22 protein-coding genes are annotated in these 22,311 nt (G+C 62.0%); 12 read left to right on the top strand and 10 right to left on the bottom strand.

Translation table 11 applies throughout. The features are described 5' to 3' along the window. The 4 genes from rsmD to L6D64_RS19450 form a co-directional block, all read left to right on the top strand. Positions 1–562, top strand: a 562-nt coding sequence (gene rsmD, locus L6D64_RS19465) for a 16S rRNA (guanine(966)-N(2))-methyltransferase RsmD (RefSeq protein ID WP_176507615.1), incomplete at its 5' end; no start/stop codon positions are given. A 93-nt stretch (positions 563–655) separates the two neighbouring features. Further along, on the top strand, positions 656–1,957 hold the full coding sequence (locus L6D64_RS19460) for a M16 family metallopeptidase (RefSeq protein WP_176507614.1): 1,302 nt from the start codon (positions 656–658) through the stop codon (positions 1,955–1,957). Further along, positions 1,950–3,317, top strand: coding sequence for a M16 family metallopeptidase (locus tag L6D64_RS19455; protein ID WP_176507613.1), 1,368 nt, complete (start codon positions 1,950–1,952; stop codon positions 3,315–3,317). Before L6D64_RS19460 ends, L6D64_RS19455 begins: the two co-directional genes overlap by 8 nt. A 60-nt stretch (positions 3,318–3,377) precedes the next feature. Continuing rightward, positions 3,378–4,370 carry a hydrolase gene (locus tag L6D64_RS19450; protein ID WP_176507612.1) on the top strand — a complete coding sequence of 331 codons (993 nt, stop codon included), beginning with the start codon at positions 3,378–3,380 and terminating at the stop codon, positions 4,368–4,370. Here the strand turns inward: L6D64_RS19450 and L6D64_RS19445 are convergent, their stop codons facing one another. Both L6D64_RS19445 and L6D64_RS19440 read right to left on the bottom strand, forming a co-directional pair. Next, positions 4,371–5,225 (bottom strand): sulfurtransferase, encoded by an 855-nt coding sequence (locus L6D64_RS19445; RefSeq protein WP_176507611.1) that lies wholly within the window; start codon positions 5,223–5,225, stop codon positions 4,371–4,373. Positions 5,226–5,259: 34 nt separating this feature from the next. Continuing rightward, entirely contained in the window at positions 5,260–5,925 is a 666-nt protein-coding gene (locus tag L6D64_RS19440; protein WP_176507610.1) for a TetR/AcrR family transcriptional regulator, read from the bottom strand. Positions 5,926–6,076: 151 nt separating this feature from the next. On the opposite strand from L6D64_RS19440, the gene L6D64_RS19435 reads away from it, so the two are divergent. The 5 genes from L6D64_RS19435 (at position 6,077) to L6D64_RS19415 (ending at position 10,559) form a co-directional block, all read left to right on the top strand. Then, complete coding sequence (locus tag L6D64_RS19435; protein ID WP_176507609.1) at positions 6,077–7,507, top strand: coniferyl aldehyde dehydrogenase; 1,431 nt, start codon at positions 6,077–6,079, stop codon at positions 7,505–7,507. Continuing rightward, positions 7,507–7,992 (top strand): twin-arginine translocation pathway signal protein, encoded by a 486-nt coding sequence (locus L6D64_RS19430; RefSeq protein WP_176507608.1) that lies wholly within the window; start codon positions 7,507–7,509, stop codon positions 7,990–7,992. The genes L6D64_RS19435 and L6D64_RS19430 overlap by 1 nt, the downstream gene beginning before the upstream one ends. Positions 7,993–8,009: 17 nt before the next feature. Continuing rightward, complete coding sequence (locus tag L6D64_RS19425) at positions 8,010–9,608, top strand: GMC family oxidoreductase (RefSeq protein ID WP_176507607.1); 1,599 nt, start codon at positions 8,010–8,012, stop codon at positions 9,606–9,608. A gap of 111 nt (positions 9,609–9,719) precedes the next feature. Further along, positions 9,720–10,199 (top strand): pantetheine-phosphate adenylyltransferase, encoded by a 480-nt coding sequence (gene coaD, locus L6D64_RS19420; protein ID WP_014861498.1) that lies wholly within the window; start codon positions 9,720–9,722, stop codon positions 10,197–10,199. Between the two features lie 108 nt (positions 10,200–10,307). After that, positions 10,308–10,559: a YfhL family 4Fe-4S dicluster ferredoxin gene (locus L6D64_RS19415; protein WP_054885521.1), complete on the top strand. Its 252-nt coding sequence runs from the start codon at positions 10,308–10,310 to the stop codon at positions 10,557–10,559. 10 nt (positions 10,560–10,569) lie between these two features. Here L6D64_RS19415 and mutM read toward each other — a convergent pair whose 3' ends face one another. Next, entirely contained in the window at positions 10,570–11,382 is an 813-nt protein-coding gene (gene mutM, locus L6D64_RS19410) for a bifunctional DNA-formamidopyrimidine glycosylase/DNA-(apurinic or apyrimidinic site) lyase (RefSeq protein ID WP_176507606.1), read from the bottom strand. A gap of 3 nt (positions 11,383–11,385) precedes the next feature. Beyond that, positions 11,386–12,204, bottom strand: coding sequence for an HDOD domain-containing protein (locus tag L6D64_RS19405; protein ID WP_176507620.1), 819 nt, complete (start codon positions 12,202–12,204; stop codon positions 11,386–11,388). A 201-nt stretch (positions 12,205–12,405) separates the two neighbouring features. Here L6D64_RS19405 and L6D64_RS19400 point away from each other — a divergent pair, with 201 nt between their 5' ends. Beyond that, positions 12,406–13,602, top strand: a complete 1,197-nt coding sequence (locus tag L6D64_RS19400) for a class I SAM-dependent rRNA methyltransferase (RefSeq protein WP_176507605.1) — start codon at positions 12,406–12,408, stop codon at positions 13,600–13,602. A 37-nt stretch (positions 13,603–13,639) separates the two neighbouring features. On the opposite strand, the gene L6D64_RS19395 is transcribed toward L6D64_RS19400, so the two are convergent. After that, a complete protein-coding gene (locus L6D64_RS19395) occupies positions 13,640–14,314 on the bottom strand; it encodes a magnesium transporter (RefSeq protein ID WP_236192531.1) in 675 nt (224 codons plus the stop codon). A 479-nt stretch (positions 14,315–14,793) separates the two neighbouring features. Here L6D64_RS19395 and ilvD point away from each other — a divergent pair, with 479 nt between their 5' ends. After that, positions 14,794–16,635 carry a dihydroxy-acid dehydratase gene (gene ilvD / locus L6D64_RS19390; protein WP_176507604.1) on the top strand — a complete coding sequence of 614 codons (1,842 nt, stop codon included), beginning with the start codon at positions 14,794–14,796 and terminating at the stop codon, positions 16,633–16,635. 59 nt (positions 16,636–16,694) lie between these two features. Here the strand turns inward: ilvD and darG are convergent, their stop codons facing one another. The 4 genes from darG to L6D64_RS19370 all read right to left on the bottom strand — a co-directional run bounded on the left by darG (position 16,695) and on the right by L6D64_RS19370 (position 20,124). Then, entirely contained in the window at positions 16,695–17,783 is a 1,089-nt protein-coding gene (darG, locus tag L6D64_RS19385) for a type II toxin-antitoxin system antitoxin DNA ADP-ribosyl glycohydrolase DarG (RefSeq protein ID WP_176507603.1), read from the bottom strand. After that, on the bottom strand, positions 17,783–18,424 hold the full coding sequence (gene darT, locus L6D64_RS19380) for a type II toxin-antitoxin system toxin DNA ADP-ribosyl transferase DarT (RefSeq protein ID WP_176507602.1): 642 nt from the start codon (positions 18,422–18,424) through the stop codon (positions 17,783–17,785). Before darT ends, darG begins: the two co-directional genes overlap by 1 nt. Continuing rightward, entirely contained in the window at positions 18,424–18,993 is a 570-nt protein-coding gene (locus L6D64_RS19375) for a DarT ssDNA thymidine ADP-ribosyltransferase family protein (protein ID WP_176507601.1), read from the bottom strand. Before L6D64_RS19375 ends, darT begins: the two co-directional genes overlap by 1 nt. A gap of 75 nt (positions 18,994–19,068) precedes the next feature. Further along, positions 19,069–20,124: an HAD family hydrolase gene (locus L6D64_RS19370; RefSeq protein WP_176507600.1), complete on the bottom strand. Its 1,056-nt coding sequence runs from the start codon at positions 20,122–20,124 to the stop codon at positions 19,069–19,071. A 242-nt stretch (positions 20,125–20,366) separates the two neighbouring features. Here L6D64_RS19370 and L6D64_RS19365 point away from each other — a divergent pair, with 242 nt between their 5' ends. Continuing rightward, entirely contained in the window at positions 20,367–21,758 is a 1,392-nt protein-coding gene (locus tag L6D64_RS19365) for an L-cystine transporter (RefSeq protein ID WP_176507599.1), read from the top strand. A 34-nt stretch (positions 21,759–21,792) separates the two neighbouring features. Here the strand turns inward: L6D64_RS19365 and L6D64_RS19360 are convergent, their stop codons facing one another. After that, a complete protein-coding gene (locus tag L6D64_RS19360) occupies positions 21,793–22,308 on the bottom strand; it encodes a dihydrofolate reductase (protein WP_176507598.1) in 516 nt (171 codons plus the stop codon). Positions 22,309–22,311 lie beyond the last annotated feature (3 nt).

Below are 22,311 nucleotides of genomic sequence, written 5' to 3'. Positions count from 1 at the left end.
AAGCAAGGGCCAGGGTCACCTGCGCATCATCGCCGGCGAGTGGCGCAGCCGCCGCCTGGCGGTACCCGAAGGCGAAGGCCTGCGGCCAACCCCTGACCGTGTGCGCGAAACCGTTTTCAACTGGCTGGCGCCCCACATCGAAGGTGCCCAGGTGCTGGATGCCTTCACCGGCAGCGGCGCCCTGGTGCTGGAGGCGCTGTCCCGTGGCGCCGAGAATGCCGTGGCGCTGGACAGCAATTCGGCGGCCATCGCCAACTTGAAGAACAATCTCGAGATCCTGCGCTGCCCGCGTGGACAGATTCTGCAGACCGACGCCCTGCGCTACCTGCAGAACCCGGCCAAGCAGCAATTCGACGTGGTGTTCCTCGACCCGCCATTCCACCAGGACCTGCTGGCCAACACCTGCAACCTGCTGGAACAGAACCAGTGGCTGCGCGAACAGGCGTGGATCTACACCGAGAGCGAGGCCGCCCCGTCGACGCTGCCAATGCCTGGCAACTGGCGCCTGCACCGCGAGAAGAAGACCGGCCAGGTGCACTATGCACTCTGGCAACGAGGCTGAACCCCTGACGCTGGGTAACCGTACTTATTTACCGCAAACCCGCCGCCGCCATGGTTGAAGCTGCTCCTACATTCTCGCAGGAGTACTTCAACCATGACCGAACGCCCTCCGACGACCATCCTGGGCAGCAACGTACAATCGTTCACCCTTGCCAACGGCCTGCGCATCTACCTGCGCGAAGACCATCGTGCGCCGCTGGTCAGCGTGCAGCTGTGGTATCACGTCGGGTCAAGCTACGAGCCAGCAGGCCACTCAGGCCTTTCCCATGCCCTGGAACACTTGCTCTTCGAGGGCAGCAGCAAACTGGCAGCTGGCCAATATTCGGCCCTCATGACCCGTCTTGGCGGCGAACCGAATGCGTTCACCTCCACCGACGCCACGTTCTTTCCGCTGACATTGCCAAGCAGTCGACTGGAGGTTGCCCTGGAAGCGATGGCTGATGTCATGGCGAGCGCCACACTCAGTGATACACCTTTCGCTCGCGAACTGAACGTGGTGATGGCAGAGCGCCGGGAACGAGTCGACGACAGCCCCTTGGCACAGGCAATGGAGCATCACCAGATACTGGCTTACGGTACCGGCGGCTATGGCACCCCCGTCGTTGGCCACAAGGCTGATCTTGAGCAGCTGACGCCTGCTGCAGCGCGAACCTGGTACCAGACCTGGTACCATCCCAACAACGCCACACTTGCTGTAGCAGGCGACATGACCTTGTCACAGCTGCAAAGCCTGGTCATGCGGCACTTTGCAGCGATCCCGGCCAACCGCCTGCCAGCACGAGAGACACCTTCTGCTCCCCCGCTACAGAGTCGACGTCATCAAACGCTGCGACAACCGGGCCAGTACACAGGCACGATTCTCAGTTTCAACCTCCCCAGCCAATGTACGGCCCAGTCCGGCGAACAAGCTTATGCATTGCGGCTCCTGCCCGAGCTGCTTGCCGATGGGCTCAGCAGCACCCTGCAAAGACGACTGGTTCTGGAAGACCGCACCCTGCTGGCCCTGCGCCCAGCATACGAACCCTGGCAGCGCGGCGACAGCATGCTGGCGCTCTATGCTTTTTGCAGTCCGCAGGTTGAGCCGCAGATCGCCGCCGAAAGGCTGCTGCTGGAAATCGAATCCTTTCGTCACTCGGCACCTTCCAGAGAAGACCTTCAACGCGCCAAGGCGCGCCTGCTGGCCAGGCAGGTGTTCGAAAGTGATGACATCGATATACAGGCACGGGCCATCGGCAAACAAGCCGCCTGCGGCCTGGACCCCATTGCACTGGAAAACGAGCGGCAAGACATCGAAGCCGTGACAGCCGAACAGGTCGGCCAGGTCGCCCTGGAGTTCCTGATCGATTCCCGCGCTGCCATTACCTTCATGCACGACAAGGAGAGCGCACATGCGTGATTTGACTGCGACCTCAAAGCCTACCGAAACCAACAGCATCTACGGCGGCCTGATCAGCGCCCAAGGGCTCGACCTGGGCCAGTTCGAATCCATCCAGACGCAGGTGCAAGCCTGGAAGACTGAAGCAGGTACAGGCGTTAAATTCGTCGAAGCCCGCGGGATACCTATCGTTGACGTAGTCCTGCGGTTCAGGGCCGGCACTGTTCAGGACACTGAGCACCCTGGCCTGGCAGCCTTGACGCTGTCCATGCTCGATGAGGGTAGCCAGCAGTACACGGCCACCGAACAAGCCAGTCTCGAACGCCTGGGGGCGGTTTTCGACAAGCAGATACGTCTGGAACATGCGACATTGAGCCTGCGCAGCCTGAGCACCCCGGCCGTGCTGGGGCCGTCCCTGGCGGTGTTCACCGACCTTGTGGCACGCCCCGCATTCCTCGCCCCCGCTCTGGACAAGATCAAGCAGCAGTTGCTGCAGAGCAACGCCGCACGCGAGCGGCGTCCTGCATCGAGGGCGCGTAGCGAAACTTTGCGCCACATGTTCAGTGGCCATCCTTATGGCAGCTCACTGGGCAGCTCGGAAGAGGCTCTGGCGGCGGTTACCCCGGACGATTTGCGGACATTCCACCAACGTGCCTACTCCGCCAGCAACCTGGAGTTGGTCGTGGTCGGCGACCTTTCTTTCGCAGAAGCCCAGGCACTCTCCCATCAAATCAGCCAAGCACTGCCACAGCGTTGGTCGGCAACAGAGTTGCCAGCTGTCCCAGCCGCTACCGGCGCGACCCTAAAAGTCGAACAGCCTGGCGCGAACAGCGCTGTCTTGTTGGCACTTCCTTTGAACGTGCCCGCCAATGATCCGCAGCTCCCAGCCCTGGAGTTGGCCAGCGAAGTACTGGGAGAAGGGCTCGAATCGCGCTTGATGGTCGAACTGCGCCAACGCCGTGGCCTCACTTACGGTGTGCACACCTTCGTAACACCATTACGGGCAGGCGGGCTATTCACCGTCGAATGGCAGATCGCTCCTGGGTACGTGGAAGGCTCCCAGGAACTGGTAGTGGACCTGCTGCGCGATTTCATTGAACAAGGGCCAACCCAGGCAGAGCTGCAAGTGGCTCGCAAACAGCGGGAAGGGCAATTGCTGCGCAGTGTCGCGCAGAACAAAAGCTTGGCAGCATTGCTCGCGGAGCTGGCCGATCAACGTCAACCTGACGATTATCTGAACACCTACATCGAGCGCATCAACCGTTTGACTCCGGCCGATGTTCGTGCCGCCATGCAGCGCCATCTCGACCTAAGCTGTATCGTAAAGGTCAGTGTCGGCCCAAGCGTCGAGCAACAATCGCTGCCTGCCCCCGACCAATAGTGCAGGTACAGTGGCGGGGTTTCATGGCACTCTACGCAGGCACATCACGAGTCGCCCAGCATGCCCAGTCTCACCGCCACGTTCCGCCCGGCCATCGGCCTGTCCAACCCCCACCTGCAAACCCTGTGGGGGCCACTGTGGCGCAAGCTGCCAGAGCTGGAACGAAGCCGCGAACGCCTGTGGCTGGCCGATGGCGATTTTCTCGACCTCGACTGGCATGGGCCGCATAGCCCGGATGCGCCGCTGGTGCTGGTGTTGCATGGGCTGACTGGCTCTTCACACTCCCCCTACGTCAAAGGCTTGCAGAAATCGCTGCAAGCCTTGGGCTGGGCCAGCGTCGCGGTGAACTGGCGCGGCTGTTCTGGCGAGCCCAACCTGTTGCCGCGAAGCTACCACTCCGGGGCCAGCGAAGACCTCGCCGAGGTAATCGCGCACCTGCACGCCCAACGCCCTCTGGCGCCACTGTATGCGGTCGGCTACTCGCTGGGCGGCAATGTTCTGCTCAAATACCTGGGGGAAAGTGGCGCTGCCAGCCAGTTGCAAGCCGCAGTGGCCGTTTCGGTGCCGTTTCGTCTGGACCAGTGCGCCGACCGTATCGCCCAGGGTTTTTCCAAGGTGTACCAAGCGCATTTCATGCGCGAGATGATGGCCTACGTGCAGGTAAAGCAACGGCACTTTCGTGATCGCGGCCATCACGAAGGCCTGGCCGCGCTCGACCGGCTGGGGCCGCTGGGCAGGCTGAAGACGTTCTGGGATTTCGATGGCAAGGTCACCGCGCCGCTCAATGGCTTCAGCGATGCCCACGATTACTATCGCCGTTCATCAAGCCGGTTTTATCTGGGGGAAAACCGCACACCAACGCTGATCATCCACGCCGCCGATGACCCGTTCGTGTTCGGCCACAGCCTGCCCACCGCCAGTGAACTGGCAGCACAGACGCAATTCGAGCTGCATGAACGGGGTGGGCATGTCGGGTTTGTCGACGGCAGCCTGCGGAATCCGGGCTATTACCTCGAGCGGCGGATTCCGCAGTGGCTCATCGACGGTCAGTGATTATTCGCCCGTCGCCACGCCATGCTTGGGATCATTGATCCACTCACTCCACGAGCCAGCATACAACTTGCCCAGCGGATACCCCGCCAGCGCCAGGGCGAACAGGTTATGACAGGCCGTCACCCCTGACCCGCAGTAGGCCACCAGTTGCTCTGGCGAGCGCCCGGCCAGCTTCTCGGCAAAGCGCTGCTTGAGCTGTTGCGGCGCCAGGAAACGGCCATCGGCACCGAGGTTCTCGATGAAGGCGGCGCACTGGGCGCCCGGAATATGCCCTGCTACGGGATCGATCGGCTCGACTTCGCCCCGGAAGCGCGGCAACGCACGGGCATCGATCAGGGTCAGGTCAGGGCTGCCCAGGCGCTTGGCCAGGTGCTCGGCGTCGATCAGCAGCTTGGCGTCCGCCTCGCCGCTGAACGTCCCCTCGCGCTTGGCCGGCGGATCCAGGCTCAGCGGCAGGTGCGCTGCATGCCAGGCCTTGAGGCCGCCATCGAGGATGGCCACGTCGCTGCGCTTGCCCAGCCAGACCAGCAACCACCAGGCCCTGGCAGCGAAGGCGCCCGGGCCATCGTCGTACAGCACCACGGCGCTGTCATCGTCCAGCCCCCACTCACGCAGGCGCTCGACCAGCCGATGCGGGTCCGGCAGCGGGTGGCGGCCGGTGCGGCCCTTGATGACCGGCCCGCTCAGGTCACGCTCCAGATCAGCAAAATGTGCCCCGGCGATATGCCCCTCGGCATAGCTGCGTTGGCCGTAATCCACATCCTCCAGGGCAAAACGACAGTCGAGGATCACCAGCTTGGGCGAGTCCAGACGCTCTGCCAGCTGTTGCGGGGTGATCAATTGCGCAAGGGGCATGACAATCTCCTGATCGATGGCACGAAGGCCCTGGCTACTGTTCCAGGGCCTGGTTGAACGGAACGTGGAATTCCTGGCACAAGGCGTCCACCGCGCCGCGGGCATTGCTGGTGACAAAACCCAGCTCCAGCACCAGTACCTGATAGACGCCACGTTTGAAGGCTTCTTCACCCAGATGCGCTGAATGCTCGCGCGTGGTGCTGAGAAAACGTACCCATGAAGTCAGCACGATCCAGGCATTGATGGTCAGCGACTCGATCTGCGCAGGCTCCATGGTCAGGATCCCGGCATCGACGAAGCCACGGTAGATTGCCTGGCCCTGGCGCAGGCAACGCTCGGAAAAGCGCCGGTAGCGGGCGGCCAGTTCAGGGTCGCTGTCCAGCAGGTGTTCCAGGTCACGGTGCAGGAAACGGTAGTTCCACATCGCTGCGAGCAGGGCCTTGAGGTAGAAGCGTTTGTCTTCGACCGTGGCTGCTCGCCCCTGCGGCGGGCGCAGGAAACTGTCCACCAACTCTTCGTACTGGCTGAACAGCAGGGCGATGATCGCCTGCTTGTTGGGGAAGTGGTAATACAGGTTGCCAGGCGAGATTTCCATATGCGCGGCAATGTGATTGGTACTGACGCTGCGTTCGCCCTGCTGGTTGAACAGCTCCAGGCTGTTCTGCACGATGCGCTCTCGGGTCTTCATGCGCGGGGACATGCTCAGCTCCCAGTCTGCGGGCTTTCGATAAAGGGTCATCTTACGGTGAATCACAGCGCTGGTGCACGGGTCTCGCCTGTTAAAAAAGTCGCACCATGGTTCGAATTAGAGTATAGGCTCTAAGCACTCCAAGCCCAGACGGGAGACCACCGTGAGCTCGCCCAGCGCCTTGCCTCCTGTGCAATCCGACACCGACCTTGCAGCGACGTTCGCCACTCAGCGCCAGGCCTTTGCCGGTAATCCCATGCCCCCTGCGGCACAGCGGCGGCAGTGGCTGAAGAGCCTGCGCGAGGCACTGCTGGCGGACCAGCGAGCGCTGATCGAAGCGATCGATGCCGACTTCACCGGCCGCAGTGCCGACGAAACGCTGTTGGCCGAGCTGCTCCCGTCGGTGCAAGGCATTCGCCATGCCGAGCGCCACCTGCAACGCTGGATGCGTCCGGCCCGGCGCGCGGTGGGCCTGGCTTTCCAGCTGGCCAGCGCACGGGTGCTGTACCAGCCATTGGGCGTGGTTGGCATCATCGTGCCGTGGAACTACCCGCTGTTTCTCGCTATCGGCCCGCTGACCTGCGCCCTGGCTGCCGGCAACCGGGTCATGCTCAAGCTGAGCGAAGCCACACCGGCCAGTGGCGCAGCCCTCAAAGCACTCATTGCCAGGGTTTTTCCCGAAGACCTGGTCAGCGTGGTGCTCGGCGAAGTCGAGGTCGGCCAGGCATTCGCCCGCCTGCCGTTCGACCACCTGCTGTTTACCGGTGCCACCAGCATCGGCCGCCAGGTCATGCTGGCTGCCGCGCAAAACCTGACCCCGGTGACCCTGGAACTGGGCGGCAAGTCCCCGGCCATCGTGTCTGCCAGCGTGCCGCTGGACACCGCCGCCGAGCGCATCGCCTTCGGCAAGACCCTCAATGCTGGCCAGACCTGCGTCGCACCCGACTATGTGCTGGTGCCCCGCGAGCGCCTGAACGACTTTGCCGCGGCCTATCGCAACGCGGTGAAGCGCATGTACCCACGCATCGCCGACAACCCCGACTACAGCGCCATCATCAACCCCCGCCAGTTGCAGCGCCTGCAGCACCTGCTGGATGACGCCCGCGGCAAGGGCGCCCAGGTGCTCGACCTGTACCCCGACGAGACGCGCCAGGGCCGACGCCTGCCGCCCCACCTGCTGACCGGGGTGAACGACAGCATGCAGGTGATGCAGGACGAGATCTTCGGCCCGCTGCTGCCACTGGTGCCTTATGACCACCTCGACGAGGCCTTGGCCTATATCAATCAACGCCCGCGTCCCTTGGCGCTGTACTACTTCGGCTACGACCGCAGCGAACAGCAGCACGTGCTGCGGCACAGCCATTCCGGCGGCGTGTGCCTGAACGACACCCTGCTCCACGTGGCTCAGGACGACTTGCCGTTCGGCGGTATCGGCCCCTCCGGCATGGGCCACTACCATGGCCATGAAGGCTTCCTGACCTTCAGCAAGGCCAAGGCGGTGCTCGCCAAGCAGCGCTTGAATGTCGCGCGGCTGATCTACCCGCCCTATGGCAAGGCCTTGCAGCGCTTGGTCTACAAGCTGTTCATCCGCTGATGCAGCGCCGCGACCTGCTGCGTTTCAGCTTTGGCGCCAGCCTGTTCCTGAGCACCGCCAGCCTGGTCGGCTGCAGCGCGCAAACGCCCGCAGCCGGCTACCAGGTGCTGCGCGACGATGACTTGCCAGCCCTGCTTGCGCTGATTCCGGTGGTGCTCGTCGGCACCTCGGCGGACGACGAACTGGTGCTGCACAGCCTCGACCACAAGTTGGCTGCGCTGTCGCCGGAGATGCTCAAACTCACCCGGCAATTGTTCGACGTACTCAACCTGCCGCTGACCCGCGGGCCTTTGACCGGCGTCTGGGGGGCCTGGGAGCAGGCCAGTGCCACGCAGGTAACCGCCTTCCTGCAGCGCTGGCAGGACAGCTCGCTGAACCTGCTGCGCATGGGCCATGCTTCACTGCTGCAACTGCTGCAAATGGCCTGGTACGAGCGCCCGGAAGCCTGGGCCGCGTGCGGCTACCCCGGCCCACCCAAGATCTGACAAAAAGAGCATCCTCAATGCCAGTAACCGACCCGTTTCGCCAAGGCCTCGAACGCGGCTGGATCACCCATGACGGCTCACGCCTGGAACACGACCTGACACTGGAGGCCGATATCGCCGTGATTGGCAGTGGTGCCGGCGGCGCCACCAGTGCGCAGATGCTCAGCGCCGCCGGCTACAAGGTCCTGCTGATCGAAGAAGGCCCGCTGAGGACCAGCTCCGACTTTCATCTATTGGAAGACGAGGCCTACGCCAGCCTCTATCAAGAAGGCCTGGGGCGAATGAGCAAGGATGGCGCCATCACCATCCTGCAAGGCCGCGCGGTGGGCGGGACCACGCTGATCAACTGGACGTCGAGCTTTCGCACGCCACCGCAGACGCTGAAGCACTGGGCTGCAGCACATGGCGTCACAGGCTTGGGCGAACAGGAGATGCAGCCTTGGTTCGAGCGTATCGAGCGCGACCTGGGTATCACGCCCTGGGCAATCCCGGCGAATGCCAACAACGACGTACTGCGGCGCGGCTGTGAACGACTCGGCTACCGGTGGGCGGTGATCCCGCGCAATGTGCGTGGCTGCTGGAATCTTGGCTACTGCGGCATGGGCTGCCCGGTGAATGCCAAGCAGTCGATGCTGGTCACGCGCATCCCGGCAACCCTCGACAAGGGCGGTGAACTGCTCTACCTCGCCCGCGCCGAGCGCTTCGAACACGATGGCGAGCGTATCGCCGGGCTGCAGTGCCAGGCGCTGGATGCTCACGGCGTGCACCCTACCGGCCGGCAGGTCAGCATGCGCGCCCGTCATTACATCGTCGCCGGTGGCGGTATCAACAGCCCGGCCCTGCTGCTGCGTTCCAAGGCCCCCGACCCGCATGGCCGCCTGGGCAAACGGACTTTCCTGCACCTGGTCAACTTCAGCGCTGCACGTTTCGACGCGCGTATCGACCCTTACTACGGCGCTCCGCAATCGATCTACAGCGACCACTTCCAGTGGCAGGGCGGTGTCGACGGGCCGGTGGGCTACAAGCTGGAAGTGCCGCCCCTGCACCCGGCCCTGGCCAGCACCCTGCTCGGCGGATACGGCATCGACAATGCCCAGCGCATGGCCGAACTGCCGCACACTCACGTCATGCTGGCCCTGCTGCGCGACGGCTTTCACCCCGACAGCACGGGCGGGGCGGTGGAGCTGCGCGGTGACGGCTCACCCGTGCTGGATTACCCGCTCAGCGATTATCTGCGCGACGGCCTGCGCCGCGCCTATCACAGCATGGCGCAGATCCAGTTCGCTGCAGGTGCCACGCAGGTCACGCCGGTGCACAGCGACGCACGCGCCAGTGCCAGCCTGGTCGAGGCCCAGCGTGTGATCGACGCCTTGCGCCTGGAACCGTTCCGCACCCGGCTTGGCAGTGCCCATGTCATGGGCGGCTGTGCAATGGGCGACGATCCGCGCCAGGCGGTCTGCGACAGCCTGGGCCGCCATCATCAGCTGGAAAACCTCTCTGTCCACGATGGCTCGCTGTTCCCGACCAGCATCGGCGCCAACCCGCAGTTGTCGGTGTACGCCATCAGCGCCCGGCTGACCGAGGCCTTGGCTGCCCGCCTGGCACAGAGTGCATGACAACAAATGCACGCCCTGTCTATAGTGCCATCAGCCGGCCGCATGACTTGGCCGGGCGCAAGCGCTGCGCTACCATCCGACTCCCCAACGCACTCCAGCCAGGATGACGCGATGAACCGAGTGTTGTACCCGGGTACTTTCGACCCCATTACCAAAGGCCATGGCGACCTGGTCGAGCGCGCTTCGCGCCTGTTCGACCACGTGATCATCGCAGTGGCGGCCAGCCCGAAGAAAAACCCCCTGTTCCCGCTGGAACAACGGGTCGAGCTTGCCCGTGAGGTCACCAAGCACCTGCCCAATGTCGAAGTCATCGGCTTCTCGTCGCTGTTGGCGCACTTCGCCAAGGAACAAGGCGCGAACGTGTTCCTGCGCGGCCTGCGCGCAGTATCGGACTTCGAGTACGAGTTCCAGCTGGCGAACATGAACCGGCAATTGGCGCCCGACGTCGAAAGCCTGTTCCTCACGCCTTCGGAGCGCTATTCGTTCATTTCCTCGACGCTGGTGCGGGAAATAGCTGCGCTGGGCGGCGATATCAGCAAATTCGTCCACCCTGTGGTGGCCGAGGCGCTGACCGAACGCTTCAAGAAGTAACCTCGAACGCCTGATCATCGCGCCCGCGTGCACTGCGGGCGCGAATGCGGCACAATTGTGCCCAAAGCGTTGAACATGCCCGGGCGATGCGCCCCGGCCGGAGTCCCCATGTCCCTGATCATCACCGACGATTGCATCAACTGCGACGTCTGCGAACCCGAGTGCCCGAACGAGGCCATCTCCCAAGGCGAAGAGATCTACGTGATCGACCCGAACCTGTGCACCCAGTGCGTGGGTCACTATGACGAGCCGCAGTGCCAGCAGGTCTGCCCGGTCGACTGCATCCCGCTGGATGAAGCGCACCCGGAAACCCAGGAAGAACTGATGGCCAAGTACCGCCGCATCACCGGCAAGGCCTGATCGCAGGCGGCTAGCGCTGGCAGCGCGGGCAGAACACGCTCGCCCGCTGCCCCAGCTTGACCTCGCGCAAGGTCGTGCCGCACAGCTTGCATGGCATTGCGCCCCGCCCGTAGACGAACAATTCCTGCTGGAAGTAGCCCGGCTGCCCGTCGCCACCGATAAAATCGCGCAGAGTCGTACCGCCTTGCTCGATGGCCGCGGCCAACACCCGTTTGATCTCGATCGCCAGCTTCAGGTAACGCGCGCGGGAAATCGCGCCCGCCTCGCGGCGCGGGTCGATGCCGGCGGCAAACAGCGCCTCGGTCGCGTAGATATTGCCCACCCCGACCACCACCGCGTTGTCCATGATGAACGGCTTGACCGCCATCGAACGCCCGCGCGACAGCCGGAACAGCCGCTCGCCGTCAAACAGCTCGGTCAACGGTTCTGGCCCCAGCCGCAGCAAAAGCTCATGGTTGAGCGGGTCGAGGCTCCAGAGCATGGCACCGAACCGGCGTGGGTCGGTGTAGCGCAGCATCAGCCCCGATTCCAGTTCGATATCGACATGCTCGTGCTTGGCCGCCGGCAAGCCCAGCTCCACCAGGCGCAGGTTGCCCGACATGCCCAGGTGGCTGATCAAGGTGCCCACCTCGGCGTTGATCAATAGGTACTTGGCCCGCCGCTCGACGCTGACGATGCGCTGCCCGGACAGGCGTACGTCGAGGTCCTCGGGTATCGGCCAGCGCAGGCGAGGGTCTCGCACCACCACGCGGCTGACACGCTGGCCTATCAGATGGGGCGCAATCCCGCGCCGGGTAGTTTCGACCTCTGGTAATTCCGGCATGGATCAGTGCCCGCCCAGCTCGCGAATGTTCTGTTTCAAGATCTCGAAGTCGTACTCCGACAAACCGATATAGTCCAGCACCAGCGGGCCGACCACGTTCCACTCATGATCGACGCTCTGATTGCCCAGCACACGGTACGAAGCGCAGATGTTCTCGGCCATCTTCAGCACGGCCAGCAGGTTCTTCAACTGGCTCTGGGTATTGCGCGACGACTCTTCGCGGAAGACCGCCAGGGCATTGTGGTGGTTGGCGATGGCGCCGCTGATGTGCTCCGGCAGGCGCCACGACTTGGCCGTGAAATAGCCCACCACGGCATGGTTGGTGTTGAAGGCGCGGTTCTCGGTATCGACCACGCGAGTTTCCTCGCCAGCCTTGGCGTAGGCCTCTTCCAGCACTTGCATGTACTCGGGGAAGCGCTTGAGCATCAGCGGTACGCCGCAGTCATGGAACAGCCCGAGGGTATAGGCCTCGTCGGCGGCCTGGATGCCGGTGCGCTTGGCCAGCGTCAGGCAGGTCATGGCCACGTCCTGAGCGGTATCCCAGAAGCGGTTGAGGGTGACGATGGTCTCGTCGCTCATCTCGCCCTTGATCGACTGTGCATTGATCAGGTTGATGATCGAACGGCTGCCCAGCAGATTGACCGCTCGCTGGATCGAACCGATCTTGTTCGACAGGCCGAAGTGCGGCGAGTTGACCAGCTTGAGCAAGGCACCGGCGAGGCCTGGGTCCTGGGAAATCAGCTTGGCGATGGTTTCCAGGTCCGGGTCAGGCATGTACTGCTCGAACTGCAGGTCTACCAGGATCTGCGGTTGCGGCGGAATGGTGATGCCTTGCAAGGCTTGCTGGATCTGTTCGGCGCTGAGTTCTTGGGACATACGTGCATACTCGTTGAGGACGAGCGAGTTTAACCCCATGAGGCTCGCCTTGACAGGTGCAGCGCCTGGGAGATCGAGCGCCACTCCTCTAAAGGCGAAAACAAGGCAGACACGCTATAATCCCGCTCTTTTTCCCGGAGCGACGTCATGTCCCTGCCCAGCCTTCGCCTCAAAGCCAATGCCGACCGCCGCCTGCGCGCCGGCCACCTGTGGGTCTACAGCAACGAAGTCGACGTCTCCGCGACCCCACTGCAAGGCTTCCAGGCCGGCCAGCAGGCCGTGCTCGAGGCTGCCAACGGCAAGCCGCTGGGCATTGTCGCGCTGAGCCCGAACAACCTGATCTGCGCCCGCCTGCTGTCGCGTGACATCAAGCTGCCGCTGGACAAGTCGCTGCTGGTGCACCGCCTGAACGTCGCCCTGTCCCTGCGCGAGCGCCTGTTCGACCAGCCGTGCTACCGCCTGGTGTACGGAGATTCCGACCTGCTGCCTGGCCTGGTGGTTGATCGCTTCTACGACATCCTCGTGGTGCAGCTGGCCTCGGCCACCATGGAAGCACACAAGGACGACGTGATCGCGGCACTGATCCAGGTGCTCAAGCCTGGCGGCATCCTGTTCAAGAACGACTCCGCCGCCCGCGACGCCGAAGGCCTGCAGCGCTACGTCGAAACCGTCTACGGCGAAGTGCCGGACTGGGTCCCGCTGGAAGAGAACGGCGTCAGGTTCGAAGCTCCGGTACGTGAAGGCCAGAAGACCGGCTGGTTCTACGACCACCGCATGAACCGCGCGCGCCTGGCACCGTATGTCAAAGGCAAGCGTGTGCTCGACCTGTTCAGCTACATTGGTGGCTGGGGCGTGCAGGCTGGCGCGTTCGGCGCCAGCGAAGTGTTCTGCGTCGATGCCTCGGGCTTTGCCCTGGACGGCGTCGAACGCAACGCTGCGCTGAACGGCATCAGCGAGAAACTGACCTGCATCGAAGGCGACGTGTTCGAGGCGCTGCGTGAGCTGAAGGCCGCCGAAGAACGCTTCGACGTGATCATTGCCGACCCACCCGCCTTCATCAAGCGCAAGAAGGACCTGAAAAACGGCGAAGCGGCCTACCGCCGCCTCAACGAGCAGGCGATGCGCATGCTGAGCAAGGACGGCATCCTGGTCAGCGCCTCGTGCTCGATGCACCTGCCCGAGGACGACCTGCACAACATCCTGCTGACCAGCGCCCGTCACCTGGACCGTAACCTGCAACTGCTCGAGCGTGGCGGCCAGGGGCCGGACCATCCGGTGCACCCGGCCATTACCGAAACCCGCTACATCAAGAGCATCACCTGCCGGTTGCTGCCCAACAGCTGATACGCACGGCCGGGGCGCGACGCGCCCCGGATCGGTGTCAGATTTCCAGCACCTGCGACGCGATCCCGAAGTACACCAGCACCCCCGCCGCATCGGCGATCGAGGTCACCAGCGGACCACTGGCAGTCGCCGGGTCGAGCTTCAGGCGAGTGAACAGAAACGGCAGGCTCATGCCGATCAGGCTACCGATCAACACGATCACCAGCATGCTGCAGGCCACGATCAATGCGACATCCGCGCCACCTCGCAATGCCCCCAGCGATGCCACCGCCAGGGCCATGGTGCCGCCGAGCGCCAGCGCCACCGCACATTCGCGGCCGAGCATGCGCATCCAGTCGCGCATGACCACCTCCCCCGTCGCCAGCGCCCGCACCATCAGGGTGGCCGACTGCGCCCCGGCGTTGCCTCCGCTGTCGACCAGCAGCGGCAGGAAGAACACCAGTACGATATGCGCGGCAATGGTTTCTTCAAAGGCTGCGATACCAGCCCCGGAAAACAGGTTGCCGAACACCAGCAGCACCAGCCAGAGAACCCGCTTGCGGTAAAGCAGGCCGACAGTGGCATTGCGCAAGTTGCCGACGTGATTGGTGATCGAAGCGCCTTTGTGGAAGTCTTCGGTTGCCTCCTGGCGAAGCTTTTCCAGCGCTTCGTTGGTCTGGCGATGCGAGAGTGGTTCTTTGCAGCGGATGCAGTTCGTGCAGATAGAGTACATGCGAGTCTCCAGGCGCCGACGCAGGCACCCACGAGCCTCGAACCCAGGGGGTCAAGCCTTCGCAAGCCCTGGCGACGACGCGCTCAGTGCCAATTTGCAAGTTCGCGATGAACTGAAACTGGGAAGGTCCATTGAGGTGATTTCTCGTGAAGCCGCACATGCGGCGCGGCGGATAATAGCCAGTGCGGCTGGCGAGGTCTGCACCGCGAGGGGTGTTTCGGACGCGCCCTACAAGCAGTCGGGAATCCATCCCAAACCACCGCCCAGACACATCTTCATTCCCTCTCCGCGCCAGCGGTGTAGAATCGGGCTATTCATCGCCAGTCATCCCCGGCGGGTTTATGAGCTCTGGCCAAGCACGCGGCGATCCCGCGCGGTCTTCGGCCCCATCCGTGCCAGTGGCAACCGGCCTGCGGTACAAAGGACAAGAGAAGCTCACTCCCCTTTTTGTGACCTGATTAAGCCGCCAGGAGTGTTTCATGCCTGATTACCGTTCCAAGACTTCCACCCAAGGCCGCAACATGGCCGGCGCCCGCGCCCTGTGGCGCGCCACCGGGATGAAGGACGAAGACTTCAAGAAACCGATCATCGCCATCGCCAACTCGTTCACCCAGTTCGTCCCGGGCCATGTGCACCTGAAGGACCTGGGCCAGCTGGTCGCCCGCGAGATCGAACGCGCCGGTGGCGTGGCCAAGGAATTCAACACCATCGCCGTCGATGACGGCATCGCCATGGGCCATGATGGCATGCTCTACTCGCTGCCGAGCCGCGAGATCATCGCCGACGCCGTCGAGTACATGGTCAACGCCCACTGCGCCGACGCCATCGTCTGCATCTCCAACTGCGACAAGATCACCCCCGGCATGCTGATGGCCGCCCTGCGCCTGAACATCCCGGTGATCTTCGTCTCCGGCGGCCCGATGGAAGCCGGCAAGACCAAGCTGGCCAGCCACGGCCTGGACCTGGTCGATGCCATGGTCATCGCCGCCGACTCCACTGCCAGTGACGAGAAAGTCGCCGAGTACGAGCGCAGCGCCTGCCCGACCTGCGGTTCGTGTTCCGGCATGTTCACCGCCAACTCGATGAACTGCCTGACCGAAGCCCTGGGCCTGGCCCTGCCGGGCAACGGTTCGACCCTGGCCACTCACGCCGACCGCGAGCAGCTGTTCCTTACTGCAGGCCGCACCATCGTCGAGTTGTGCAAGCGCTACTACCAGGAAAACGACGAGTCGGTGCTGCCGCGCAGCATCGCCAACTTCAAGGCGTTCGAGAACGCCATGATGCTGGACATCGCCATGGGCGGTTCGACCAACACCATCCTGCACCTGCTGGCTGCAGCCCAGGAAGGTGAAGTCGAGTTCGACCTGCGCGACATCGACCGCCTGTCGCGCAAGGTACCGCAGCTGTGCAAGGTGGCGCCGAACATCCAGAAGTACCACATGGAAGACGTGCACCGCGCGGGTGGCATTTTCAGCATCCTCGGTTCGCTGGCTCGTGGCGGCCTGCTGCACACCGACCTGCCGACCGTGCACAGCCGCAGCATGGAGGAAGCCATCGCCAAGTGGGACATCACCCAGACCGATGACGAAGCCGTGCACACCTTCTTCAAGGCAGGCCCGGCCGGCATCCCGACCCAGACCGCGTTCAGCCAGTCGACCCGTTGGGAAACCCTCGACGACGACCGTGAAAACGGCTGTATCCGCAGCTTCGAGCACGCCTACTCGCAAGAAGGCGGCCTGGCCGTGCTGTACGGCAACATCGCCCTGGATGGCTGCGTGGTGAAAACCGCCGGCGTCGACGAGTCGATCCACGTGTTCGAAGGCACCGCGAAGATCTTCGAAAGCCAGGACAGCGCCGTGCGTGGCATCCTCGCCGACGAAGTGAAGGCCGGCGACATCGTGATCATCCGTTACGAAGGCCCGAAAGGCGGCCCGGGCATGCAAGAGATGCTCTACCCGACCTCATACCTGAAGTCCAAGGGCCTGGGCAAGGCCTGCGCCCTGCTCACCGACGGCCGCTTCTCCGGCGGTACTTCGGGCCTGTCGATCGGCCACGCCTCGCCGGAAGCCGCTGCTGGCGGCGCCATCGGCCTGGTGCGCGACGGCGACAAGGTGCTGATCGACATCCCGAACCGGTCGATCAACCTGCTGGTCAGCGACGAAGAGCTGGCACACCGGCGCATCGAGCAGGACAAGAAAGGCTGGAGGCCGGCTGAAGTGCGCCCACGCAAGGTGACCACCGCACTGAAGGCCTACGCCCTGCTGGCGACCAGTGCCGACAAGGGTGCTGTGCGTAACAAGGCGATGCTCGAAGGGCTGTGAGGCTCTGACCGCATAAAAAACCGGCGCCTGGAGCGCCGGTTTTTATTGTTCATTAATGATCAATGAAGCGAGGCGGCTGAGCCAGAGCGAAACATTGACAGCTTGTGAAGAGCGATCCCAAGTGACTCATCATCGAACAATTTGCTTTTTCGAGCAGCGGCACCAGCCCCTCCAGACCAACTTTTCAGATGTGCGCGAACTGCCGGGACTGTCGGTTCTACACCATCCACATGCAAAAGCCAATCAACAGTGGCCAGTAGCTCCATACCAAAGGGAGACTCGAAACCATCGATCAAATCAGCCGTGAATTCCAACGCCGGCAAATAGGCCTTGGCTTCACTGTTCAAATACGCCTGCACAAATGACTTGCGCCCCTCATCAAACCAGATCACGTCCAGAGGGCCTGCATCGCTGATCCGCTTTCCGCAGTGCAAATAGCTGCCATCAAGGTTATCTAGCAGGTGCTCAAGTCGGTTCGCGTAAGGGCCATACTTATGAGCAACAAACTTCAACGCCAATGGGTTGATGCCTGGCGTGAATCGCTCGATTGATCGCTCCAGAAACCAGGCAAGCTTTTGGACTTCGAGCAAACTGCACTCCATGCCAAGCACCCAATAGCGGCGCACCAGCTCTGCAATCAAGGCTCGAGCCGGGGTTAGCTCCTCAACACCACTGCGTTTGGAAACGTTTTGATAATTTGCAGTGGGTTCGAAAACAAGAATATCCGCATCCAGATCATTCAGAACGCTCTGAATCTGTTCTCGCACCACAGCCCAAGGCAACCCTCCGTTGCCAGCGCCAAGGGGAGGGATGGCAATCGATGCCACTTGGTTTTCGACAATGAAGTTGCGCAAATCATGGAGACCATCGACGATCCAGCCAATTTGCGAGGGTGAACGCCAGTGTTGCTTGGTTGGAAAATTCACAATCCAGCGCGGCCCGTCCAGCTCACGTACTTCAGTGACAAACATCTTCCCGGTAACTACTTCTTTCGCTTTGCAGGCAGCAGCATACTGGCGATAGTTCTCGGCAAAACGCTCCTTGAACATCAGCGCAATACCCTTCCCCATCACCCCTACGGTGTTGACTGTATTAACCAGCGCTTCGGCCTTGGCCTCCAGCAGGTTACCTTGCATAAAGCGAATCATCAGAAATACCACCCAGGGCGAGCATATACCGGGAGATTCAGCTGACGCTGCTGAACCTCCTTGTCGACACGACTCTTCAAAGCTTCGTTGTAGCAGACAATGCCCAGAAGGCCAGCGACCGGGACATGTCCATGGATTAGGGCCTCAGCCTGATAACGCTCCATTTTTCGAGGGTCATCAGGATCACGTTTGAAGTCCCTGCGCTGCAAAATCTCCCAATCGATCTTGTCCAGCTGCGTGAGGTCGCTGTAGTAGCCAGCCCAATGCGGGTAGGCATGGGCGTCCGTGAAGACAAATCGCAGACCTAGCGACTGCGCATGGTACAGGCTGGAGACAAGAATCACGATCTCTTCGTTCCGCCGCTGGGGAACGCCCCACCCCGAGTGGATGTTCTTCATCATCACGGAGAACGGGGTGAAGTAGAAGGGAACATAATCAGACAATGTGCCACCTGGAGAGACAGGCACGACCCTGTGGCTTCGCTTGTCTATGAGGTCAGGATTACCAATGCTCACGTAGTGCCCCGAATGACGATCGGACGACATGGGGAATAGACCGTTATCCAGCAGCCAGCCCAGGTTGTCTCGGTGCACGATTCGCCAAATCAGCGCTTTGGAAGCGTTCAGGTTGCTGTAAAGCATCAGGAGAACATGGCTCTCATGACCTTGACCTCAGTGCCAACCTTGCTACCCCTGTTAGCGTTCACCGCTTCAGCAACCTCTTCTGAAGGAACAAAAATCATGAAGAACGATGCTGCCGGCACCGCATGCGGAGACAGACACTCTGCCATGCATACGTTCTTGCAGTCTTGGTCTTGATAGTCACGTCTGTTCATCATTTGCCAGTCTATAGCAGCAAAGCCTGCATGGTAATCGAGAAGCCTGAATTCCGTGCCTGCCAAAGGGTGACAAGGAATGACCTTCCAGTTAGCACGCTCCGCCAAGGATCGACGAACTGTGATTAAGACAAATTGCTTGTGAAAGTGATCGCGCTGGACACGCCCGTCAAAGGGGTTGCGAGCAAACCAGTGGAATGGAACGTAGTTCTCCAAGCCGTGAGTACCACGCCCTTTGATGATTTCTCGGTCAGCCACATCATGAAAGCCTGTCAGCTGAGAACGAGGCAGCAAACCATGCTCGAAAATAGAAGGGATATTCTCCAGACTTGTCAGGTGATAGAGCAGCTTACCGCTTTGGATTTCCTCAGGCATTTCCCTATCCTTGGATGGCAAAAAGATACCATTTAGCCATTAGCGTAGCTGCTCATTGTGATTTCTGACTGAGATCTACTGAATCTGCTCCGGCGTCACGATCACCCAGTTCTTGTCGGCCGTCACCGGCAACCCTTCCTTGGCCTGCGCCGCCGCGTGCTTCGCGATCATGCCGTTCAACTGGTCCATGTACTTGGCCTTGCGATTTATCCACAGGTGGATGCCGCCCTTGTTCACATCCACGCCATGGAACTGCATGTAACCATCACTGGTTGGGGTATCGCCGCCCACCAACACAGGCTTTTTCCATTCGTCGATGTAGGTCAGGATCGCCGCCTGCTTGCCTGCCATCCAGGTGGCCGGGGTCCACAGGTAAGGCGTCAGCTCCAGCCCTTCGTTGGCCCTGGCGTCATATTGCCCGGCGCTGATCTGCTTGCGCGCCGTGGTCAGCTGGCCGTTGGCGCGGTCCTTGAGCAACAGGCTGACACCAATCACGTTCTGCGGTTTGACGTTGTAGCCGTACTTGGGGTCGGAAGCGACCATGCGCACCAGCTCTTCGGACGCTGCCGAGATCACGTAGACCTCGATGCCGTTCTCCATCAGCTTGTTGTACAGCTCGGCCTGGCCGGTGAAGACCTTCGGCGGCTGTACCTCGATGGTCTTGACCTGGTCGCCTTCGAAGTAGGTGCTGGGGATTGGCTTGTTCAAGGCCATCATCTCATCGACCTGAGCCTTGAGCTCCTTGAGGGTGAAGCCTGCAAACACCTGCGCGACCCATGGGTAGCAGACCATGTCGTCGATCTCGCACAGCCGGTAGTAGTAACTGAACAGGCTTTCCTTGTGCTCGGCCGTGTCCTTGAACGGGATCAGCTTGAGTGACGGGTCGAGTTTGTCGCGGGTCAGCAGGCCCTTGTTTTCCATGAACGGCAACAGCGCTTCTTCGAGGTCGTAGCGGTAGCTGGTGTTGTCCATGTCGAAGACGGCGTAGTTACCTTTGTTGGCATTGGCGGCAATCATCGCGTCGAGCTGTTTGGCGGCATCAGCAGGCCAATGCTTGAGCTCGGTGGCGAAGCTTTCGACACTGAACAGCAGGGACAAACCCAGGGCGAGGGCTTTCGGAGCGAACTTCATGTGCGAATCTCCTGAAATGACCCGGAAAAACTAGTGCAACACGCGCCGATTCCTGCCTCTCACAACGACCCTGACAGAACCATAAACGTCGTGTTCATTGCTATCCGCGACAGCCTGTTATTCCATATACGACTAAGCAAATGACTTATGGATATAAATTCGTTTCTTTTCAGGCTGTTAGCATTTCCGTTCGCAATCGCTCACCAGAGGCGATGCCTCTTCTGCTTTTTCCTGGAGCTTCAATGAATCTGCCGCTGTCCCTCAACCTGCTGGCGTTCCTGGCCCTGCTGCTAGGCCTGGCGCAAACCGGCCGCACCGATTGGAGCCTGGCCAAGAAAGTCTTGCTGGGCCTGGCACTGGGCGTCGCGTTCGGCTTGGCCCTGCACACTATCTACGGCGCCGGGCACCCGGTACTCAAGGCCACTATCAGCTGGCTGGACCTGGTCGGCAACGGCTACGTCGGCCTGCTGCAGATGATCGTCATGCCGCTGATCTTCGCCTCGATCCTCAGCGCCGTGGCCCGTTTGCACAATGCGTCGTCGCTCGGCCGCATCAGCGTGCTGAGCATTGGTACCCTGCTGGTGACCACGGCCATCGCCGCCTTGATCGGTATCGTCCTGACCAACCTGTTCGGCCTGAGCGCCGATGGGCTGGTGGCCGGCGCCCAGGAAAGCGCGCGCATGCAGGTTATCCACAGCGACTATGCAGGCAAGGTTGCCGACTTGAATATCCCGCAGCTGCTGCTGTCGTTCATCCCGAGCAACCCGGTTGGTGACCTGGCACGGGCCAAGCCGACTTCGATCATCAGCGTGGTGATTTTTGCCGTGTTCGTTGGCCTGGCCGCACTGCAGCTGATCAAGGACGACGCCGAGAAGGGTGAGCGCGCCCTGTCGGCCATCGATACCCTGCAGGCTTGGGTAATGCGCCTGGTACGCGTGGTGATGAAGCTCACCCCCTATGGCGTACTGGCGCTGATGACCAAGGTAGTGGCCAGTTCGAACCTGGAAGACATCCTCAAGCTGGGTAGCTTCGTGGTGGTATCGTACCTGGGCCTGGCCTTGATGTTCGGGGTCCATGGCATCATTCTCGCCATCACGGGCGTGAGCCCGCTGCGCTTCTATCGCAAGGTCTGGCCAGTGCTGACCTTTGCCTTCACCAGCCGCTCCAGCGCCGCGAGCATCCCATTGAACATCGAGGCGCAGACGCGTCGCCTGGGTGTGCCGCAGTCGATTGCCAGCTTCAGTGCATCGTTCGGCACCACCATTGGCCAGAACGGCTGCGCGGGCCTTTATCCAGCCATGTTGGCGGTGATGGTAGCGCCAGCGGTGGGCATCGATACCTTCGACCCACTGTGGATCGCGACCTTGGTGGCGATCGTGACGCTGAGTTCGGCGGGCGTGGCTGGCGTCGGTGGTGGTGCAACCTTCGCCGCGCTGATCGTGCTGCCGGCCATGGGCTTGCCGGTCGAGCTGGTGGCGCTGCTGATTTCAGTGGAGCCGCTGATCGACATGGGCCGCACGGCGTTGAACGTGAATGGGTCGATGACGGCGGGCGTGGTGACCAGCCAACTGCTGAAAGAGACCGACAAGGCAGTGCTGACCGGCGATGAGCATGCCGAGCTGAGCCATAGCTGACGACAATCGGGGCCGCTGGGCGGCCCCAAACCGCTCAAACCTTGTCCCAGACCTCGAAGTGATAGGCAGGCTTGCCTTCTTCGGCCTGGGCCTCGCTCGACACCAACGTCCACTGGCTTTGGTCAAACGCGGGAAACCAGGCATCCCCTTCCGGCGACAGTTCGACCCGCGTCAGGTACATCCGGCTCACCAGCCCCTTCTCCAGCGCCTGCCCATAGAGCTGCGCCCCGCCAATCAGCATCAGCTCGCCGACGCCCTGCTCACGTGCCCACTGCTCGGCCCGGGCCACCGCCGCCTCCAGCGAGGCGTACACCTCGGCCCCGACCAGTTCCAGACCGGCCTGCCGGCTGACCACGATGTTCAACCGCCCCGGCAACGGCCGGCCCAGCGAATCCCAGGTCTTGCGCCCCATGATGATCGGCTTGCCCAGGGTGGTGGCCTTGAAGTACTTGAAGTCCCCCGGCAGGTGCCAGGGCATGGAGTTGTCGATGCCGATCACGCGATTTTCGGCGTGAGCCGCGATCAGGCTGAGGGGGAGTGATGTATTCATGCC

Origin of the sequence: Pseudomonas urethralis, assembly GCF_021602465.1 — a bacterium.
GTDB classification, from domain to species: Bacteria; Pseudomonadota; Gammaproteobacteria; order Pseudomonadales; family Pseudomonadaceae; genus Aquipseudomonas; species Aquipseudomonas vlassakiae.
Note: the sequence above shows the minus strand (reverse complement) of the source record. Positions and strands in the feature narration are given on the sequence as shown.